The sequence below is a fragment of the Stenotrophomonas sp. YJH_SMC_119 genome, from assembly GCF_059368315.1.
Window position 1 is genome coordinate 115,428 of sequence record NZ_JCAFRP010000006.1, and the last position, 15,784, is coordinate 131,211.

Annotated in this window: 14 protein-coding genes; 4 read left to right on the forward strand and 10 right to left on the reverse strand. The window is 68.2% G+C overall.

Going from position 1 to position 15,784, the window contains the following annotated elements; all coding sequences use genetic code 11:
• Positions 1–2: 2 nt before the first annotated feature.
• Positions 3–236: a hypothetical protein gene (locus AC5P6S_RS11205; RefSeq protein ID WP_495204617.1), complete on the forward strand. Its 234-nt coding sequence runs from the start codon at positions 3–5 to the stop codon at positions 234–236.
• Here AC5P6S_RS11205 and AC5P6S_RS11210 read toward each other — a convergent pair.
• Genes AC5P6S_RS11210 through AC5P6S_RS11220 form a run of 3 tightly spaced genes read right to left on the reverse strand, consistent with a single transcriptional unit; the run spans position 208 to position 4,843 of the window.
• Positions 208–1,647 carry an efflux transporter outer membrane subunit gene (locus AC5P6S_RS11210; RefSeq protein ID WP_044569740.1) on the reverse strand — a complete coding sequence of 480 codons (1,440 nt, stop codon included), beginning with the start codon at positions 1,645–1,647 and terminating at the stop codon, positions 208–210. The genes AC5P6S_RS11205 and AC5P6S_RS11210 overlap by 29 nt on opposite strands.
• Positions 1,644–3,602, reverse strand: a complete 1,959-nt coding sequence (locus AC5P6S_RS11215) for a MacB family efflux pump subunit (RefSeq protein WP_059033832.1) — start codon at positions 3,600–3,602, stop codon at positions 1,644–1,646. Before AC5P6S_RS11215 ends, AC5P6S_RS11210 begins: the two co-directional genes overlap by 4 nt.
• The gene (locus tag AC5P6S_RS11220; RefSeq protein WP_005408778.1) at positions 3,599–4,843 is read right to left on the reverse strand and encodes an efflux RND transporter periplasmic adaptor subunit; all 1,245 of its coding nucleotides are present in this window, start codon (positions 4,841–4,843) and stop codon (positions 3,599–3,601) included. Before AC5P6S_RS11220 ends, AC5P6S_RS11215 begins: the two co-directional genes overlap by 4 nt.
• 204 nt (positions 4,844–5,047) lie before the next feature.
• On the opposite strand from AC5P6S_RS11220, the gene AC5P6S_RS11225 reads away from it, so the two are divergent.
• The 3 genes from AC5P6S_RS11225 (at position 5,048) to AC5P6S_RS11235 (ending at position 10,396) form a co-directional block, all read left to right on the forward strand.
• The gene (locus AC5P6S_RS11225; RefSeq protein ID WP_005408779.1) at positions 5,048–5,776 is read left to right on the forward strand and encodes a response regulator; all 729 of its coding nucleotides are present in this window, start codon (positions 5,048–5,050) and stop codon (positions 5,774–5,776) included.
• Positions 5,777–5,782: 6 nt separating this feature from the next.
• On the forward strand, positions 5,783–7,192 hold the full coding sequence (locus tag AC5P6S_RS11230; protein WP_005408780.1) for an ATP-binding protein: 1,410 nt from the start codon (positions 5,783–5,785) through the stop codon (positions 7,190–7,192).
• Between the two features lie 177 nt (positions 7,193–7,369).
• Positions 7,370–10,396: a ligand-binding sensor domain-containing diguanylate cyclase gene (locus AC5P6S_RS11235; RefSeq protein ID WP_065183350.1), complete on the forward strand. Its 3,027-nt coding sequence runs from the start codon at positions 7,370–7,372 to the stop codon at positions 10,394–10,396.
• 191 nt (positions 10,397–10,587) lie between these two features.
• Here AC5P6S_RS11235 and rnt read toward each other — a convergent pair whose 3' ends face one another.
• From rnt to pstB, 7 genes are all read right to left on the reverse strand, one after another.
• Positions 10,588–11,238 carry a ribonuclease T gene (gene rnt / locus AC5P6S_RS11240; RefSeq protein WP_032965690.1) on the reverse strand — a complete coding sequence of 217 codons (651 nt, stop codon included), beginning with the start codon at positions 11,236–11,238 and terminating at the stop codon, positions 10,588–10,590.
• Between the two features lie 159 nt (positions 11,239–11,397).
• Complete coding sequence (locus AC5P6S_RS11245) at positions 11,398–11,919, reverse strand: HvfX family Cu-binding RiPP maturation protein (protein ID WP_285309141.1); 522 nt, start codon at positions 11,917–11,919, stop codon at positions 11,398–11,400.
• 26 nt (positions 11,920–11,945) lie between these two features.
• On the reverse strand, positions 11,946–12,701 hold the full coding sequence (locus AC5P6S_RS11250; protein ID WP_065183352.1) for an HvfC family RiPP maturation protein: 756 nt from the start codon (positions 12,699–12,701) through the stop codon (positions 11,946–11,948).
• Positions 12,694–13,569 carry an HvfB family MNIO-type RiPP peptide maturase gene (locus AC5P6S_RS11255; RefSeq protein ID WP_043034886.1) on the reverse strand — a complete coding sequence of 292 codons (876 nt, stop codon included), beginning with the start codon at positions 13,567–13,569 and terminating at the stop codon, positions 12,694–12,696. The genes AC5P6S_RS11250 and AC5P6S_RS11255 overlap by 8 nt, the downstream gene beginning before the upstream one ends.
• Positions 13,556–13,912 (reverse strand): hypothetical protein, encoded by a 357-nt coding sequence (locus AC5P6S_RS11260; RefSeq protein WP_049395295.1) that lies wholly within the window; start codon positions 13,910–13,912, stop codon positions 13,556–13,558. Before AC5P6S_RS11260 ends, AC5P6S_RS11255 begins: the two co-directional genes overlap by 14 nt.
• A 258-nt stretch (positions 13,913–14,170) precedes the next feature.
• Complete coding sequence (gene phoU, locus AC5P6S_RS11265; RefSeq protein WP_005408787.1) at positions 14,171–14,878, reverse strand: phosphate signaling complex protein PhoU; 708 nt, start codon at positions 14,876–14,878, stop codon at positions 14,171–14,173.
• A 65-nt stretch (positions 14,879–14,943) separates the two neighbouring features.
• Complete coding sequence (pstB, locus tag AC5P6S_RS11270) at positions 14,944–15,774, reverse strand: phosphate ABC transporter ATP-binding protein PstB (RefSeq protein ID WP_005408788.1); 831 nt, start codon at positions 15,772–15,774, stop codon at positions 14,944–14,946.
• Between the last annotated feature and the right edge of the window lie 10 nt (positions 15,775–15,784).

Here is a 15,784-nt window from a genome sequence, read left to right on the forward strand (position 1 = left end):
CCGTGTCGACCAAGGTCGACACCTACCGGGCCGTTGCCGTGTCGGCCAAGGTCGACACCTACCGGGTCGTTGCCGTGTCGACCAAGGTCGACACCTACCGGATCGTTGCCGTGTCGACCAAGGTCGACACCTACCGGATCGTTGCCGTGTCGACCAAGGTCGACACCCACCGGGCAGTCGCCACCCTGGGTTGGCGCCCTTGCCGCCTCACCCCGCGCTGCCGCCCAGTGCCTTGAACAGGGTGACGTCGTTGTTCAGCTGGCCCTGGCGTACGCGCGCCAGCGACAGCTCGGCATCACGCCGGGTCTGCTGGGCCTCCAGCCAGGTGCGCAGGTCGGTGGCACCTACGCGGTAGCGCACTTCCTGCGCGCGCTCCACTTCCACTGCTTCGTCGTACGACGCCTGCGAGGCCGCCACCTGGCGCGCCAGCTGCTCGCGTGCCGACAGCGCGTTGTCCACTTCCGACAGCGCGGTGTACAGCGTCCTGCGGAAATTGGTCGCGGCGATCTGATAGCTGGTGCCGGCGATGTCGGTATCCAGCTGTGCGCGCTGCAGGTTGAGGAACGGCAGCGACAGGCCGGCGCCCAGCGTGGCCACCGGGTTGCGCAGCACGTCACCCAGCGACGTTGCACTGGAGCCGAGGCTGCCGGTCAGGCTCAGCGCCGGGTAGTACTGGGTAGCGGTCACCTTGATGGTCTTCAGGCTGTTGCGCAGGCGAAGTTCGGCCGCGCGCAGGTCGGGACGGCGGCCGAGCAGCTCGGCCGGCAGGCCTTCGTTGATCCCGGGGCTGCGTGCGCCCAGCAGGTCCTGCGGTTCGTCCTGCTGCGGCCAGGGCGTGCCGTCCAGCAGCACGGTCAATGCATTGCGCACCTCCACCCGCTGCTGTTCCAGCGCGCTCTGCGAGGAACGCTGCGACTGCAGGTTCTGCAGCGCCTGGCGCACTTCCAGGCGCGATACCGCACCAGCGTCGAAGCGGGCCTGCACCAGGTCGCGGGTGCGCTCCAGCCGCTCCAGGTTGGCCTGGCCGGTGGCGATGGACTGGTTGAGATAGGCCAGGTTCCAGTACTGGGTGATGGTGTCGCCGATCACCAGCAGCGCGGTGTTCTGCCGGTCTTCCTCGCTGGCCTCGGCTTCCCAGCGGGCGATGTCGCGCTGGGTGCGCAGACGGCCCCACAGATCGACCTCCCAGCCCAGCGAGACGCCGGTGGAATAGCTGCGGCGCCAGTCGTCGGCCTGATCGGTGGCGCGGCTGGCATTGCCGCTGACGCCGGACGACGAAGGCTGCGGCCACAGCGCATTGCTGGCCAGGCCGGCCTGCAGGCGCGAACGCTGCACGGCCAGGCCAGCGGCGGCCAGATCGCTGTTGGCGGCCAGCGCCTGCGCCACCAGGCGGTTCAGTCGTTCATCGCCGAAGCCCGTCCACCAGCTGTCCTGGCGGATGTCGCGGCCCGGTGTATCCAGGCTGCTGCGCGGGTCATCGGCCGGTGCGTTGAGGGTGGCATCGCCACGGCCGTAGCTGGCCGCCACGTCGGGGGCCTGCACCGGGTAGCGGCCCACCGAGGCACAGCCTGAGAGGGCAAGCAGAACAGCGCCCACCAGCAGCAGGCGCGAGGGAGCAGGGAAGGGCAGTCGGGTCATCATCTTCATTCGCGGGCCAGGGCCTCCACCGGGTCCAGCTGCGCGGCGTTGCGCGCGGGCAGGAAGCCGAATGCCACGCCGATCAGGGTCGAGCAGGCGAACGCGGCAACGATCGAGGCGGTGGAGAACAGCACCTGGAAGTCACTGGCGAAGCGGCCGATCATCGAGCCCAGCAGCAGGGCCAGGCCGATGCCGAGCAGACCACCGAGCAGGCACACCAGCACCGCTTCGATCAGGAACTGCTGGCGGATGTCACTCTGCCGTGCCCCCACCGCCATGCGCACGCCGATTTCGCGGGTGCGCTCGGTCACCGAGACCAGCATGATGTTCATCACGCCGATGCCGCCGACCAGCAGCGCGATGGCGGCGATGGCGCCGATCAGCAGGGTCATCGTGCGCGTGGTCTGCTCGATGGTCTGGCGGATCTCTGCGCTGTTGCTGAGGAAGAAGTCCTCGGTGCCGTGGCGCAGGGTCAGCAGGCGGGTGATCGCTTCCTGCGCCGCATCCATCGGCGTGTCGTCGTCCACGCGCACGGTGATGCTGGAAACGTGGCTCTGGCCGAGCATGCGCGACATCACCGTGGTGTAGGGCACCCACACGCTGAGGCTGGTGCTGCCACCAAAGCCGAAGCTCTGGCGCTTGGCCACGCCGACCACGCGTGCCGGTACGTTGCCGAGCAGGATCACCTGGCCGACCGGATCGACATCGGGGAAGAACTGGGTCTGGGTGTTCTCGTCGATCACCGCCACCTGGCCGAGGCCCTTCACCGCGTCGGTATCGAAGAAGCTGCCGCTGAGCAGGGTCACGCCCTTGACCCGGAAGAACTGCTCGCCGACGCCACTGACCTGGGCGGTGGAGGACTGGTTGCGGTAACGCGCGGTGACCGAGGTCGACACGCTGGGGGTGGCGCTGTCCACGTAGCTCTGCTTTGCCAGTGCATCGGCATCGCTGGCCTTGAGCGTCTGTACCCGCGCCGAGCGCATGTCACCGAAACCACGGCCGGGATAGACGTCGATGGTGTTGGTGCCGAGCGCGCTGATGTTCTGCAGGATCTGCTGCTGCGAGCCATTGCCCAGCGCCACCACCGAGACCACCGAGGCGATGCCGATGATGATGCCGAGCATGGTCAGGAAGGTGCGCAGCCGATGTGCGTTCATCGCCAGCAGGGCCATGCGGAACGCTTCGGTGAAGCGGTCACGGGCCGCCTGCCAGCTGTTGCCGCGGGCCACGCCGGTGCTGGCCTCGCGCTGCGCGCGGTAGGTCGGTGCGTTCGGATTGGTGCGGTCGGCGATGATCTCGCCATCGCGGATTTCGATGATGCGCTGCGCGTGTTCGGCCACGCTCATGTCGTGGGTGACGATGATGATGGTGTGGCCTTCGGCGTGCAGCTCGCCGAGGATCGCCATCACTTCCTCGCCGGATTTCGTGTCGAGCGCGCCGGTCGGTTCGTCGGCCAGGATCACCTCGCCGCCGTTCATCAGCGCACGTGCGATCGACACGCGCTGCTGCTGGCCACCGGACAGCTGGCCCGGCTTGTGGTGCATGCGGTCGCCCAGGCCCAGCCGCTGCAGCAGCTGCTCGGCGCGCGCGTTGCGCACTGCGCCCGGGCTGCCGGCATACACCGCCGGTACCTCCACGTTGCCGCGCGCATCCAGGTCGCCCAGCAGGTGGTAGCGCTGGAAGATGAAGCCGAAATGCTCGCGGCGCAGTTCGGCCAGTTCATCCGGCGCCATCCTGCCGGTTTCGCGGCCGGCCACCTGGTAGCTGCCGCGGGTAGGGCGATCGAGGCAGCCGAGGATGTTCATCAGCGTCGACTTGCCCGAGCCGGACTGGCCGACGATCGCCACCATCTCGCCGGCGTGGATATCCAGGTTGACGTCGCGCAGGACGGCGATCACATCATCGCCTGCCGGGAATTCGCGCCGCAGGTCGCGCAGGCGCAGCAGCGGCGCCTTCGTGCTCATCGGCGCGGACCCATGCCCGGGCCGCCGACCCGCATCTGCATGCCGCCGCGGTTGCCGCCGCCGGCGCTGGCACCGGCCGCACCGGCTTCGCCCACCACCACGCGTTCGCCTTCCTTCAGCCCGGACAGGATTTCGGCCGAGGCGCCGTTGTTGATGCCCACGGTGACCTTGCGCGGTTGCGGCTGGCCCTTGTCGTCCAGCACCCTCACCATGCGCTCGTCGCCGCGGCGCTTCGGTCCCAGCGCCACCGCCGGCACCATCAGCACGTCCTTGGCCTGCTTGAGCAGTACCGAGACCTGCGCGGTCATGTCGATGCGCAGGGTGCCGTCCGGGTTTTCCACGTCGAACAGCGCGTTGTAGTAGACCGCGCTGCTGGAACTGGAGCTGGACGAACTGCTGGAGCTGGACGAGTTCTCGTTGGCGATCGAGGCCGGCGCCGGATTGATCTGGCGCAGCGTGGCGTGGTACTTGCGGTCGGGGTCACCCAGGGTGGTGAAGTACACCGGCATGCCGGCCTTGATCTTGACCACGTCGGCCTCGGAGATCTCGGCGTTGACCGTGACCACGTCCAGCCGCGCCAGCATCACGATGGTGGGCGCGGTCTGGTTGGCGTTCACGGTGCGGCCTTCCTCGGCCACCACCGCCACCACGGTGCCATCCATCGGCGCGGTGATGCGGGTGTAGGCCAGGTTGGCGCGGGCGGTGCCCAGCTCGGTCTGGCGGCCCTTGATCTGCGCCTCGTAGGACTGCAGCTGGGCGCGGGCAGTTTTCAGCTGTGCTTCGGCGGCATCGTATTCCTGGCGCGAGGTGGCCTCGGCCGCCAGCATCTGCTGCTGGCGCGCGAACTCCAGTTCGGCCTGGCGCAGGGTGGCCTGCTGCACGGCGCGCTGGGCGGTGACCTGGTCCAGCGAAGCCTGCGCATTGAGCACCTGGTTCTGCTGAGTGGTGGCATCGATCTCGGCGATCAGGTCGCCTTCCTTCACGGTATCGCCCAGCTGTACCTTCAGCGACTTGATCTGGCCCGAGGCCTGCGCACCGACGCTGACCAGCTTGTAGGCGTCGATCACGCCGGTGGCTTCCACGGTCTGCTCGATGTCGCCGCGGCTGACCGGCGTGGTCGCCACCGCCGGGGCGGCGGGTTTGCGCAGCAGCCACCAGGCGGCGACGGCCACGATGAGGGCGAGCAGGGCGATCAGTATCAGGCGACCACGGCGGGTCGCGGGCAACAGGCGGAACGTCACGTCGTGGCTTCACTCTCGGGGCCGCGGCGGCGGCGTTGGTGGGCATTGTGAAGACCGGGCGACAGGCGGCTCAATCCTCGGGGTATGTCTCTATGTAACACTGTCGGTGAATACGCGTAACCACAGGTATCCCGCTCATGGCTGGATACACTGGTACGCATTGCCCCGGATGCGGTTCAGCTGCCGACACGGGATGATCGCGACATGGAGACTGAAAACACGATGCATCGACTGCTGATCGTCGACGACGACAACGACATCCGCACCCTGCTGGCCGAGCAGCTCGGCCGTGCCGGCTACCAGGTGAGCACGGCCGCAGACGGCACCGCCATGCGCCAGCTGCTGGACCGCGAGCACGTGGACCTGATCGTGCTTGACCTCAACCTGCCGCGCGAGGATGGCCTGACCCTGTGCCGCGACCTGCGGGCGCGCTCGAACACGCCGGTGATCATGCTGACCGCGCGTGCCGAGCCGATCGACCGCGTGCTCGGCCTGGAAATGGGCGCCGACGACTACCTGGCCAAGCCGTTCGAACCGCGCGAGCTGCTGGCGCGCATCCGCAACGTGCTGCGCCGGACCGAGGCGCTGCCGGCCAACCTGGAGCCGCTGGCGGTGCGCCGTGCGCGTTTCTCGCGCTGGGTGTTCGACCTGGAGCATCGCCACCTGGTCGATCCGGACGACCGCGTGGTGGTGCTGTCCGGTGCCGAGTTCCGCCTGCTGCGCGTGTTCATCGCCCATGCCAACAAGGTGCTGTCGCGCGAACAGCTGGTCGCGCTCAGCAGCGGCCGCAACTACGAGGCGCAGGATCGCGCGATCGACCTGCAGGTCAGCCGCCTGCGCAACAAGCTGGGCGATGACGGTGGGCCGGATGGCCTGATCAAGACCGTGCGCAACGAAGGCTACGTGCTGGCCTCCTCGGTGAACCTGGAATAAGCCGTCATGAAGCGCCTGCGCCATTTCCTGTCCTCGATGGTCGGGCGGTTGTTCGTCATCCTGCTGTTGGGCATGAGCGTGGCTGCGATCGGCGCGACCATGCTGGCCACCTCCAAACGCCAGCAGGAGTTCGAGCGGCAGAACCTGAACCGCATCGCCGACCGCCTGCAGGGCTACGTCAACCTGCTCGATGGCAATCCCGAACTGCGCGAGCGACTGCTTGAGATCGGTGGGCCCAGCGTGCGTGCGCTGCAGCCCGGCGCGCGCCTGGGGCGGGCGGATACCGCACTGATGGAAGTCCTGGATGACCGGCCCGGCCCGGTGTCGCGCGCGCATGTGCATTTCACCTCGTTCCGTTCCTGCATTCCCAAGCTGCAGGATCTGCTGCCGCCACCGCCGCCGGGGCACCGACGGCATCCGCGTGAGCGCGATCCGGCCTTCATTCCGCCCAAGTGCCGCGCGGTCGATGTGACGCTCAACGACGGTACGTTGCTGAAGCTGGCGCTGGATTCGCCAGCAGTGGCCCACAACGGCATTCTGGCCGTGGACCCGTGGTTCCTGACCCTGCTGGTGCTGGCCATCGCGGTGCTGGCCTACATCGTTGCGCGCATGGCCAGTGCGCCGCTGCAGGAGCTGGCGGCGGCCGCGGAGGATCTCGGCGACGATCTGCAGCGCGATCCACTGCCGTTGCGCGGGCCGCGCGAGGTGCAGCGCGCCGCCGAGGCCTTCAATGCCATGCAGCACCGCCTGCAGCGGCACCTGGCCGAACGCACGCAGATGCTGGCGGCGATCACCCATGACCTGCAGACCCCGTTGACCCGACTGCGCCTGCGCCTGGAGAACGTCAGCGACGAGGTGCTGCGCGAGCGCCTGATCGGCGATCTGGCGGCGATGCAGGCACTGGTGCGCGAAGGCCTGGAGCTGGCCCGGAGCGCCGAGAGCGCCGAGCAGCGCGCCGCGCTGGATCTGGATTCGCTCCTGGAAAGCATCGTGGAAGACGCCGCAGAGGGTGGTGCCGACGTGGTCTTCGAGGGCGGCACCGGTGCGGTGCTGATGTTGCGCCCGCTGGCCATGCACCGGCTGTTCTCCAACCTGGTGGATAACGCCGTGATGTATGCCCACCGCGTGCGCGTGCGGGTGGAACGCAGCGGCGGCACGATCACGGCGATGGTGTCCGACGATGGCCCGGGCCTGGCGGAAGACCAGCTGGAGGCCGTGTTCGACCCGTTCGTGCGGGTGGAAACCTCGCGTTCGCGGGAAACCGGCGGCGCCGGGCTGGGCCTGACCATCGCGCGCGCCCTGGCCGAGAAGGATGGCGCGCGGCTATGGCTGCGCAACCGTGCCGAGGGCGGTCTGGAGGCGGTGGTGCAGTGGCCGGCCAGTGCGCAGGTGGTGCCGCCTGGCCGGCCCGGCTGAGCCCCGCCGGACGCACGCGATGACGCCGGGGCCAGGGTTTGGCCTATCATCTGCGCATCTCCCCAGTTTCTCCCCGATGAGTCAACCCGTTCCTGACGGCACGCCGTTCCGCGTTGCCCGGTCGTTCCCGCTTGCTGCCATGCCCTGCAGCCGTTACCGGCCACTGCCGCCGAGCTGATGGGCAGGTCAGGGGACAACGGGTGCTGGGTGGAGCGCCGCGTTTCGAAGGCCAGGCAGGCACTGCAGCGCGGTCTGCTGTGGGTGTTGCTGGTGCTGGCGCTGCCGCTGGCCGCGCAGGAGGGCGCGCCGCCGCTGCGCGACTACGCCATCGACGTGTGGACCTCGCGCAATGGCCTGCCGCACAACTCGCTGCGCGATATCGCGCAGACTCCCGAGGGGCACCTGTGGTTTGCCACCTGGGAAGGCCTGGTCCGCTACAACGGCCTGGATTTCACCGTGTTCGACCGCAGCACCCGCCCGGGGCTGCGCGACAACGGCATCGGCGCACTGCTGGTCGATCGGCAGGGAGGGCTGTGGATCAGTGATTCGCGCGGTAACGTCAGCCATCGTGGCAACGACGGCCAGTGGCGGGTCTGGGAGCATCAGGCCGACACCCCGCAGGTGCTGATCCAGTCCATGCAGATGGACAGCCAGGGGCGCCTGTGGCTGCTGTACGAAGGCAAGGGCATCGGCTATCTCACGCCGGACAAGGGCATCGTCTACCAGGCGCCGGCGGCCGACCTGCCGATGGCGATGAGCTTCACCAAGCTGGTGGTCGATGCGCAGGACCGGGTCTGGGTTGGCACGCTTGACGGGCTGGTGCTGCGCGACAACGACGGCGTGCTCAAGCGCGCGCCCGCGGCGTGGGGCCTGGGGGCCGGCACCGGCCTGTCCTGGCCGTACCGGGCTCCTGATGGCGCGCTGTGGATCGTCGCTGGCGAGCGCCTGTACCGCGTGGAGGACGATCAGCTGGTGCTGGTGCACCGGCTGCCGGGACAGCTGCACATGACCTCGATGCTGCAGGACCGGCACGGCGACCTGTGGCTGGGAACCGAGAACCAGGGCCTGCTGCGGATCTCGGCGCATGGTCTGGAACGATTGCCGGCCGGCCTGAACCTGCCGGGCGGGCGCGTGGTCAGCCTGCGCGAGGATGCCGAAGGCAGCATCTGGGTGGGGGCCAACGGTGGCCTGTACCGCCTGCGCGAAACACTGTTCAGCAGCTACACCGAGCGCGATGGCCTCAGTGGCGACTATGTGCGCACGGTGCTGGAGGACCGCGACCGCCAGTTGTGGGTCGGTAGTGCCAGTGGTCTCGACCTGCAGACACCCGATGGCCGCTTCCGCGCGGTTCCGCTGCACAACCGCGGCGGCAAGGCGCCATCGGTATTGAGTCTGGCGCAGGGGCCGGACGGCGACCTGTGGGTGGGTACGTTCGGCGACGGCGTTTACCGGCTGGACCGCGATGGCAGTCTCCGCCACAACTATGCGGCAGCCGACGGCATGCCGGGTGGCAACATCCGCGCGATCAGTGTCGATCCGCAGGGCAGGGTCTGGGCGGGTACGCAGAAGGGCGTGGTACGCATCGACGGCGACCGGGTGCAGGTGTCGACTGCCCCGGGCATGCCCGGTGGCCTCATCACCGCACTCGAGCATGACCACCAGGGCAACCTGTGGATCGGCACCATCGAGGGCATCCGCGTGCTGCGTGGCGACCACGTGCAGTCGATCGACCTGGCACCGATGGGCGGGGGCCGCAGTGTGTTCGGATTCCACCAGCTTGGCGAAGCGATGTGGATCAGCAGCGACCGCGGCCTGTACCGTTGGCTCGACGGAAAGCTGGCGCGCGTCGGCCTGGAGCAGGGCATGCCGGTGGATGCGGTGTTCCAGCTGGTGCCGGATCGTCTTGGCAACGTGTGGATCAGCAGCAACCGCGGCGTGCTGCGCACCGACATGGCGACCCTCAATGCCGTGGCAGATGGCCGCGCACCACGAGTGGTGGTGGAGCGCTACAACGAGATCGACGGCATGGCCAACGCGCAGGCCAACGGCAGCTCCGGGCCATCGGCCATCCTGCGCCAGGACGGCACCTTCTGGGTGGTCACCGCCGGAGGCCTGAGCACCGTCGACCCGCAACGCCTGCAGCGCTTCCGCGAGCGCCCATCACCGCCGGCAGCGATCGAGAGCGTGCAGGTGGATGGCGCACCCGTGCATTGGGAGGGCCCGGATCGCAACTACATTCCCGGCGGCCGACGTCTGGCGGTGAGCTATGTGGGCCTGAGTTACCTGATGTCGGACCGGATCCGCTATCGCACGCGGCTGGATGGCCTGGACACCGGCTGGGTCGAGCGCGGCCCGCAGCGCAGCGTCGAGTTCGTCGGCCTGCCTCCGGGTGACTACACCCTGCACGTGTCGGCGGCGCATCCAGGCGGGGCCTGGGGCCAGCAGGAAGCCGTGTGGAGCTTCACGGTGGAGCCGTTCTGGTGGCAACGCCGCAGCGTGCAGCTGCTGGGCGGGTTGTTGCTGCTGGCTGGGCTGGTGGTGCTGTACCGCCTGCTGCTGCAGCAGCTGAAGGCCAGCAACCTGCGCCTGGCACGGCGCGTGGACGAGGCAACCTTCGACCTGCAGGCCAAGACCGTGCACCTGCAGGCGCTGAACCAGGAAAAGACCGAGCTGGCCGAGCGCCTTGCACGGCAGGCCGAGGCCTTTGAGCGGCAGGCGCGCGAGGATGCGCTGACCGGGCTGGCCAATCGCCGTGCCTTCGATGAAACGCTGGCGCGCGACTTCGCCCGTTCACAGCGCAGCGGCCACCCGCTGTGCCTGGTGGTGCTGGACATCGACCACTTCAAGGACGTCAACGACCGCCACAGCCACAGCATCGGCGATGCGGTGCTGGTGCAGGTGGCCAGGCTGATCGCCGCGGCCTGCCGCGACTCGGACCTGCCCGCGCGTACCGGTGGCGAGGAGTTCGCGCTGCTGCTCAACGACACCCGCCTGGAAGAAGCCGCGCAGCTGTGCGCGCGCCTGCGCGGCCTGTTCCATGACCACCCCGACTGGGCCGGTGTAGCGGGCCTGCGCGTGACCTTCAGCGCAGGCCTGGTGGAACTGGATGCCGATGACCGCACCCCGGCGCTGCTGTACCAGCGCGCCGACCGCGCGCTGTACCGCGCCAAGAGCGACGGCCGCGATCGTACGAGTATTGGTTGATCGCATCCACGCATGGCGTGGATCTACTGGTGTTGTCGTACCAACCGGCGGTGCCGACCAACGGTCGGCACCCACCAGAGAAGTGCGGCTAAGCCCCCAGGGACGGGTTCACGGCGTCCCCCGCGAACCCACCTTGTCCGGCCCGACCGCTGATTTGCTTCACGCCACGAGGGGCTCCGCCGTTGGACGCTTCACCGCGGCCAGGCGTTGGCGATGGTGCAGAACAATCGTGCGGTCTGTTCGGTGTCATACACCGCGCTGTGTGCTTCGTTCGCATCCCAGCCCAACCCGGCGGCCGTGGCTGCACGCGCCAGCACCGTCTGCCCGTAGGCGATGCCAGCCAGGGTGACGGTGTCGAACACGCTGAACGGATGGAACGGATTGCGCTTGTGGCCGGTCCGGGCCACGGCGGCGTTGACGAAGCCCAGGTCGAAATGGGCGTTGTGGCCGACCAGGATCGCGCGCTGGCAGCCGTACTTCTTCATCGCCGCGCGTACCGGGGTGAAGATGTGGTCCAGTGCGGCCTTCTCTTCCTTGGCCAGCCGGAACGGGTGGTCGAGGATGATGCCGGTCACTTCCAGCGACTTCGGGTCGATCTCCAGGCCCTCGGCCGGCACCACATGGGCACTGGCGGTCTGGCCGGGGTAGAGCAGGCCGTTCTCGTCCATCTCGATCGGCACCGCGGCGATTTCCAGCAGGGCGTTGCGCTGGCTGTCGAAGCCGCCGGTTTCCACGTCCACCACCACCGGCAGGAAGCCGCGGAAGCGTTGTGACATCGCGCGCTGCGCCTGGGGGATTGCGGAATCGGAGGCGGCGGCAGGTGCGGGAGTGGGGTCATTCATGCGTGAATTCTATCAGAGCGGCCTTGAGCGTCCGGCCAGCCTTCTGTGCATGGTGGGCGTGTGTCGGCCAAGGTCGACACCTACCGGTGCACCGCGCGCCCAGGATTCCGGTAGGTGCCAACCTGGGTTGGCACGATGCGCGCCGACCAAGGTCGGCATCTACCTGACTGCTGGCCGCGCAGGCGTGGCCGAGGGAGACCACCGTGCCAACCACGCATCCACGCTCAGCCTGCCGGCGCCGCTGAAAATCAACGGCAGCAGCATCGCCATGAACAGCACCGGCAGCTTGAAGTTGCCGAAGCCCTGGTCAGTGATCGCATAGCCCATCGCGAGGTCGCCCAGCGAGTCCCATTGCATCGGCCAGTGCACGGCGTAGGTGGCCACCACGGTCAATACCAGCAGGCTGGCGGCGGCGAAACGCGTACCGAAACCCAACAGCAGGCAGGCCGCGCCGACCAGTTCGAACCAGGTCGCCAGCTGCCAGTTCAGCGTGCTCGGCAGCTGATCGAACGGGAACGGAAAGGCATCCTGCAGGTCGGCGAACCAGTTCTGGCCGTGCAGTTTCTCGCGGCCGGATTCGAAGTACTCCCAGGCCAGCAGCAGGCGCAGGCCGAGCGGGGCCAACCAGGGGGCGAGACGGTCCAGCTGGCCACGCGCGGTGGCCAGGTTCGGAAGGTTCATCAGGGGGTCTCCGCGAATGAGGTGTGTCAGGGAGGGGCTGTGAGCGGGCCGATCACGCCGGCCTGCAGGAACTGCCGCAGCAGCGCGGCGCCGGGTCCGGCCAGCGCATCCTCGGACAGCCCGTGTCCACTGGCCAGCTGCTGCAGGTAGGTTTGTCCTTCCAGCCCAGGCTGTTCGCCGATGCTGGACAGCAGGAACACCGCCAGAGGGCTGAGCGTGGCGAATCGCACCTCGCCGTCGGCATCGCGGCGCACCAGAAGGCCAGTCGGCTCGGCCGGCGGCTCGGTCGGTGCGTCCTCGGCACCGAGCCGGTGCACCGGCCACTGGTACAGCAGCGGCCATGCCAACGGCGAGCGCTGCAGCGGCACCCGCAGCGGGTCGGTGTCGTCCTGCGCCGGCAGCGGTTCGGCATCCAGCTGGTACAGCGCGGTTTCCACCCACTCGTAGTGGGCCAGTTCGGCCAACGCCGGATGCGGCAGCTGTGGCTGCGCCTGCAGCCACTGCACGAATTCGGCGGCCAGTTCGGTGAACAGCGGTGTCTGGCAGCGATGGGTCGCGAAGTAATGGCGCACCAGTCCGCTCCAGGCCGGTTCGCCGAGCAGGCGCACGCAGACCGGGAAGCCGTTGCTCAACAGGCCGAGCAGGTTGTTGAAAAGCAGTCGTTGGTATACCGCGACCCGGCGTGATTCCAGCCCGGCCGGTGGCGGCACGCCCTGTGGATCACGCAGATGGGCAGTGAATGCGTGCTGCTGCGCGCGCAGCGTGTCGGGAGCATCAGCCATGTGCGCCCCCGGCGTGCGTCGCCTGCAGGCGACGGATGGTCTGCAGCTCGCCCTGCAGTTCGGCGTAGGGCGGGAAGTTGAAATCGCGCTCAAGCAGGGTGGGGCGCGGGCCGATGCGCGCATAGGTGCGTGCCAGCAGCGCCCAGACCGGGTCGATCACCGCACTGCCATGGGTATCGATCTTCAGGTCCGGTGCCTCGTCCAGGTGCCCGGCCACGTGCAGGCAGACGATGCGATCTGCGGGCAGCCCGGCAATGAAGGTGTCGGCGTCGTAGCCGTGGTTGCAGGCGTTGACGTAGACGTTGTTGACGTCCAGCAGCAGGTCGCAGTCGGCCTCGGCGAGCACGGCGTTGGTGAAGGCCAGCTCGTCCATCGCCGGCTCCGGCGCCACGTAGTAGGACACGTTCTCCACTGCGATGCGGCGACCCAGCAGGTCCTGCACACGGGCGATGCGTGCGGCGGTATGGCGCACCGCTTCGTCGGTAAATGGAATCGGCAGCAGGTCGTACAGGTGGCCGTCGTCGCTGCAGTAGCTCAGGTGCTCGCTGTACAACGGCACGCGGTGCTTTTCCAGGAACTGGCCGACCTGTTCCAGCAGCCGGGTATCCAGCGGCGCACTGCCGCCCAGCGACAGGGACAGGCCGTGGCAGCTGAGCGGATGGCGCTGTGCCAGCTCGGCCAGTGCATCCCCGGCAGGACCACCGACATGGATCCAGTTCTCCGGTGCGCATTCGAGGAAATCGAAGTCGCCCGCCGGTGCATCACGCAGCTCCTGCAGCAACGCCCTGCGCAGCCCCAACCCGGCGGCCGCCGCACGAAGCGGCGACCGCGGGCTGACGACGCTGGCGCGGACGTCAGTGCTTGCCACCGCACTTGCCTTCGCCACACTTGCCTTCGGCCGCCTTCTTGTCGCCGGACGTGGGCTTGGCGCCTGCCGCAGCGCCGGCAGCCTTGCCCTTGTCGGCGCCGCACTTGCCTTCGGCGGGCTTGCCGTCGGCGCCACACTTGCCTTCGGCATGCTTGGTCGCGTCAGCGGCCATCTTGGTGTCTGCGGCCTTGGCGTCGGTACTGGCCTTGGCTGCCTGCCCGGCAACCAGGTAGCCCTGGGCGAGGTCGCTCATGCTCAGGGCCGAGGCACTGGCGGTCATGCCCAGGCCGGCGGCCAGGGCGGTAGCAGTCAGCAGGGACAGGGTCTTGTTGGAACTGCTCATCGGTCGTGCTCCTGGGTGGTGTGGGCGGGTGCCCGGATGGCCGGCAGGGATGCCGGTGGAAACGATGGTGCAGCGATCCTACTCAACGAATCCTCGCCAAGAACTCAAATTTTCGTGAGGTTTGTTACAGAAGCATCCGGAAGGTTCGCACCGGGCAAGCCCGGCGCCCACAACGCGGGTGGAACACCCCAAAAAAGAAGGCCGCTGTCACCAGGACAGCGGCCACCTTGGAGTCAACTCCGGTGTTGCAGTGCAGCGTCAGGGCTGGCCGGTGCTGGAGGTCTCGTCGCGCTTCTCGCGCGGCGGCAGCGGCTGCTCCCCGTGCACCAGGAACCAAACGTTCTCGGCGATGTTGGTGGCGTGGTCGCCCACGCGCTCCAGGTTCTTGGCCATGAACAGCAGGTGCGTGCACGGGGTGATGTTGCGCGGGTCTTCCATCATGTAGGTCAGCAGCTCGCGGAACAGCGCGGTGTACTGCGCGTCCAGGCGAGCGTCGTCCTCGCGCAGTTCCAGTGCGGCGTCGGCGTCGTTGTCGCGGTAGGCGGCAATGGCACGACGGACCTGCTGCGCGGCCAGGCGGCCCAGCGCACGCAGGCCCTGGATCTGCGGCAGCGGCGGCACCTTGCCCAGCGCGATCGAACGCTTGGCGACGTTGGCCGCGTAGTCGCCGATACGCTCGATATCGGCCGGGATGCGCAGGCCGGCGAGGATCTCGCGCAGGTCGCGCGCCATCGGGCCGCGCAGGGCCAGGCGCATCACGTCATGGCTGATCTGCTGCTCCAGCGCATCAATGGCTTCGTCGTTGGCGATGATGCGATGGGCGGCGTTCTCGTCGCGCTTCTCGATCACGTCCATCGACGCTTCGAGCTGGGCGACGGCCATCTCGCCCATGCGCACGATCTCGGCCACCAGGCGCTGCTGCTCTTCGTCGTAGCTCTTGACGATGTGGTCGTTGGGAAGGTTCATGGTCTGCAATCCGGGTAGAGCCAGGCCGTGCCTGGCTGGGACATGTGGCGAAGGATCAGCGTCGATCAGCCGAAGCGACCGGTGATGTAGTCCTCGGTCTGCCGCTGCGACGGCTGCGAGAAGATCACTTCGGTGCGGTCGTGCTCGATCAGGTCGCCCAGGTACATGAAGGCGGTGTAGTCGGAAACGCGCGCGGCCTGCTGCATGTTGTGGGTGACGATGACGATGGTGTACTCGTGCTTGAGCTCCTCCACCAGCTGCTCGATGCGGCTGGTCGAGATCGGATCCAGCGCCGAGGTCGGCTCGTCCAGCAGCAGCACCGACGGGCGCAGCGCCACGGCACGGGCGATGCACAGGCGCTGCTGCTGGCCACCGGACAGGCCCAGCGCGCTCTGCCCCAGCTTGTCCTTCACTTCGTCCCACAGTGCGCCCTGGCGCAGTGCCTGCTCGACGCGGTCGGCCATGTCGGCCTTGCTCAGTTTCTCGTGGTGGCGGATGCCGTAGGCCACGTTCTCGAAGATGGTCATCGGGAACGGCACCGGCTTCTGGAACACCATGCCGACCTTGCTGCGCAGGCGGTTCATCGGGTACTTCGGCGACAGGATGTTCTCGCCGTCCAGCAGCACTTCACCGCGCGCTTCCAGCTTCGGGTACAGCGCGTAGATGCGGTTGAAGATGCGCAGCAGGGTCGACTTGCCGCAACCGGAGGGACCGATCAGCGCGGTCACGCGCTTTTCCGGAATCTCCAGGTTGATGCCCTTCAGGGCGTGGAACTTGTCGTAGTAGAAGTCCAGTCCACGTGCAGCCAGCTTCACCGGCGACGGCGTGTGCAGGCTCTCGTGCGAGGACGGCACGGCGATGCGCTGCATCGGCACGGCGTTGGAAAGGTCGTTCATGGCGTTGTCC

Bases quoted from the DNA above. Each gene is read 5' to 3' on its own strand.
- rnt (WP_032965690.1), bottom strand. From the start codon at position 11,238: ATGAATGACCCCACTCCCGCACCTGCCGCCGCCTCCGATTCCGCAATC.
- AC5P6S_RS11260 (WP_049395295.1), bottom strand. From the start codon at position 13,912: ATGAGCAGTTCCAACAAGACCCTGTCCCTGCTGACTGCTACCGCCCTG.
- AC5P6S_RS11210 (WP_044569740.1), bottom strand. From the start codon at position 1,647: ATGAAGATGATGACCCGACTGCCCTTCCCTGCTCCCTCGCGCCTGCTG.
- AC5P6S_RS11235 (WP_065183350.1), top strand. From the start codon at position 7,370: ATGGGCAGGTCAGGGGACAACGGGTGCTGGGTGGAGCGCCGCGTTTCG.
- AC5P6S_RS11245 (WP_285309141.1), bottom strand. From the start codon at position 11,919: ATGAACCTTCCGAACCTGGCCACCGCGCGTGGCCAGCTGGACCGTCTC.
- AC5P6S_RS11230 (WP_005408780.1), top strand. From the start codon at position 5,783: ATGAAGCGCCTGCGCCATTTCCTGTCCTCGATGGTCGGGCGGTTGTTC.
- phoU (WP_005408787.1), bottom strand. From the start codon at position 14,878: ATGAACCTTCCCAACGACCACATCGTCAAGAGCTACGACGAAGAGCAG.
- AC5P6S_RS11250 (WP_065183352.1), bottom strand. From the start codon at position 12,701: ATGGCTGATGCTCCCGACACGCTGCGCGCGCAGCAGCACGCATTCACT.
- pstB (WP_005408788.1), bottom strand. From the start codon at position 15,774: ATGAACGACCTTTCCAACGCCGTGCCGATGCAGCGCATCGCCGTGCCG.
- AC5P6S_RS11225 (WP_005408779.1), top strand. From the start codon at position 5,048: ATGGAGACTGAAAACACGATGCATCGACTGCTGATCGTCGACGACGAC.
- AC5P6S_RS11215 (WP_059033832.1), bottom strand. From the start codon at position 3,602: ATGAGCACGAAGGCGCCGCTGCTGCGCCTGCGCGACCTGCGGCGCGAA.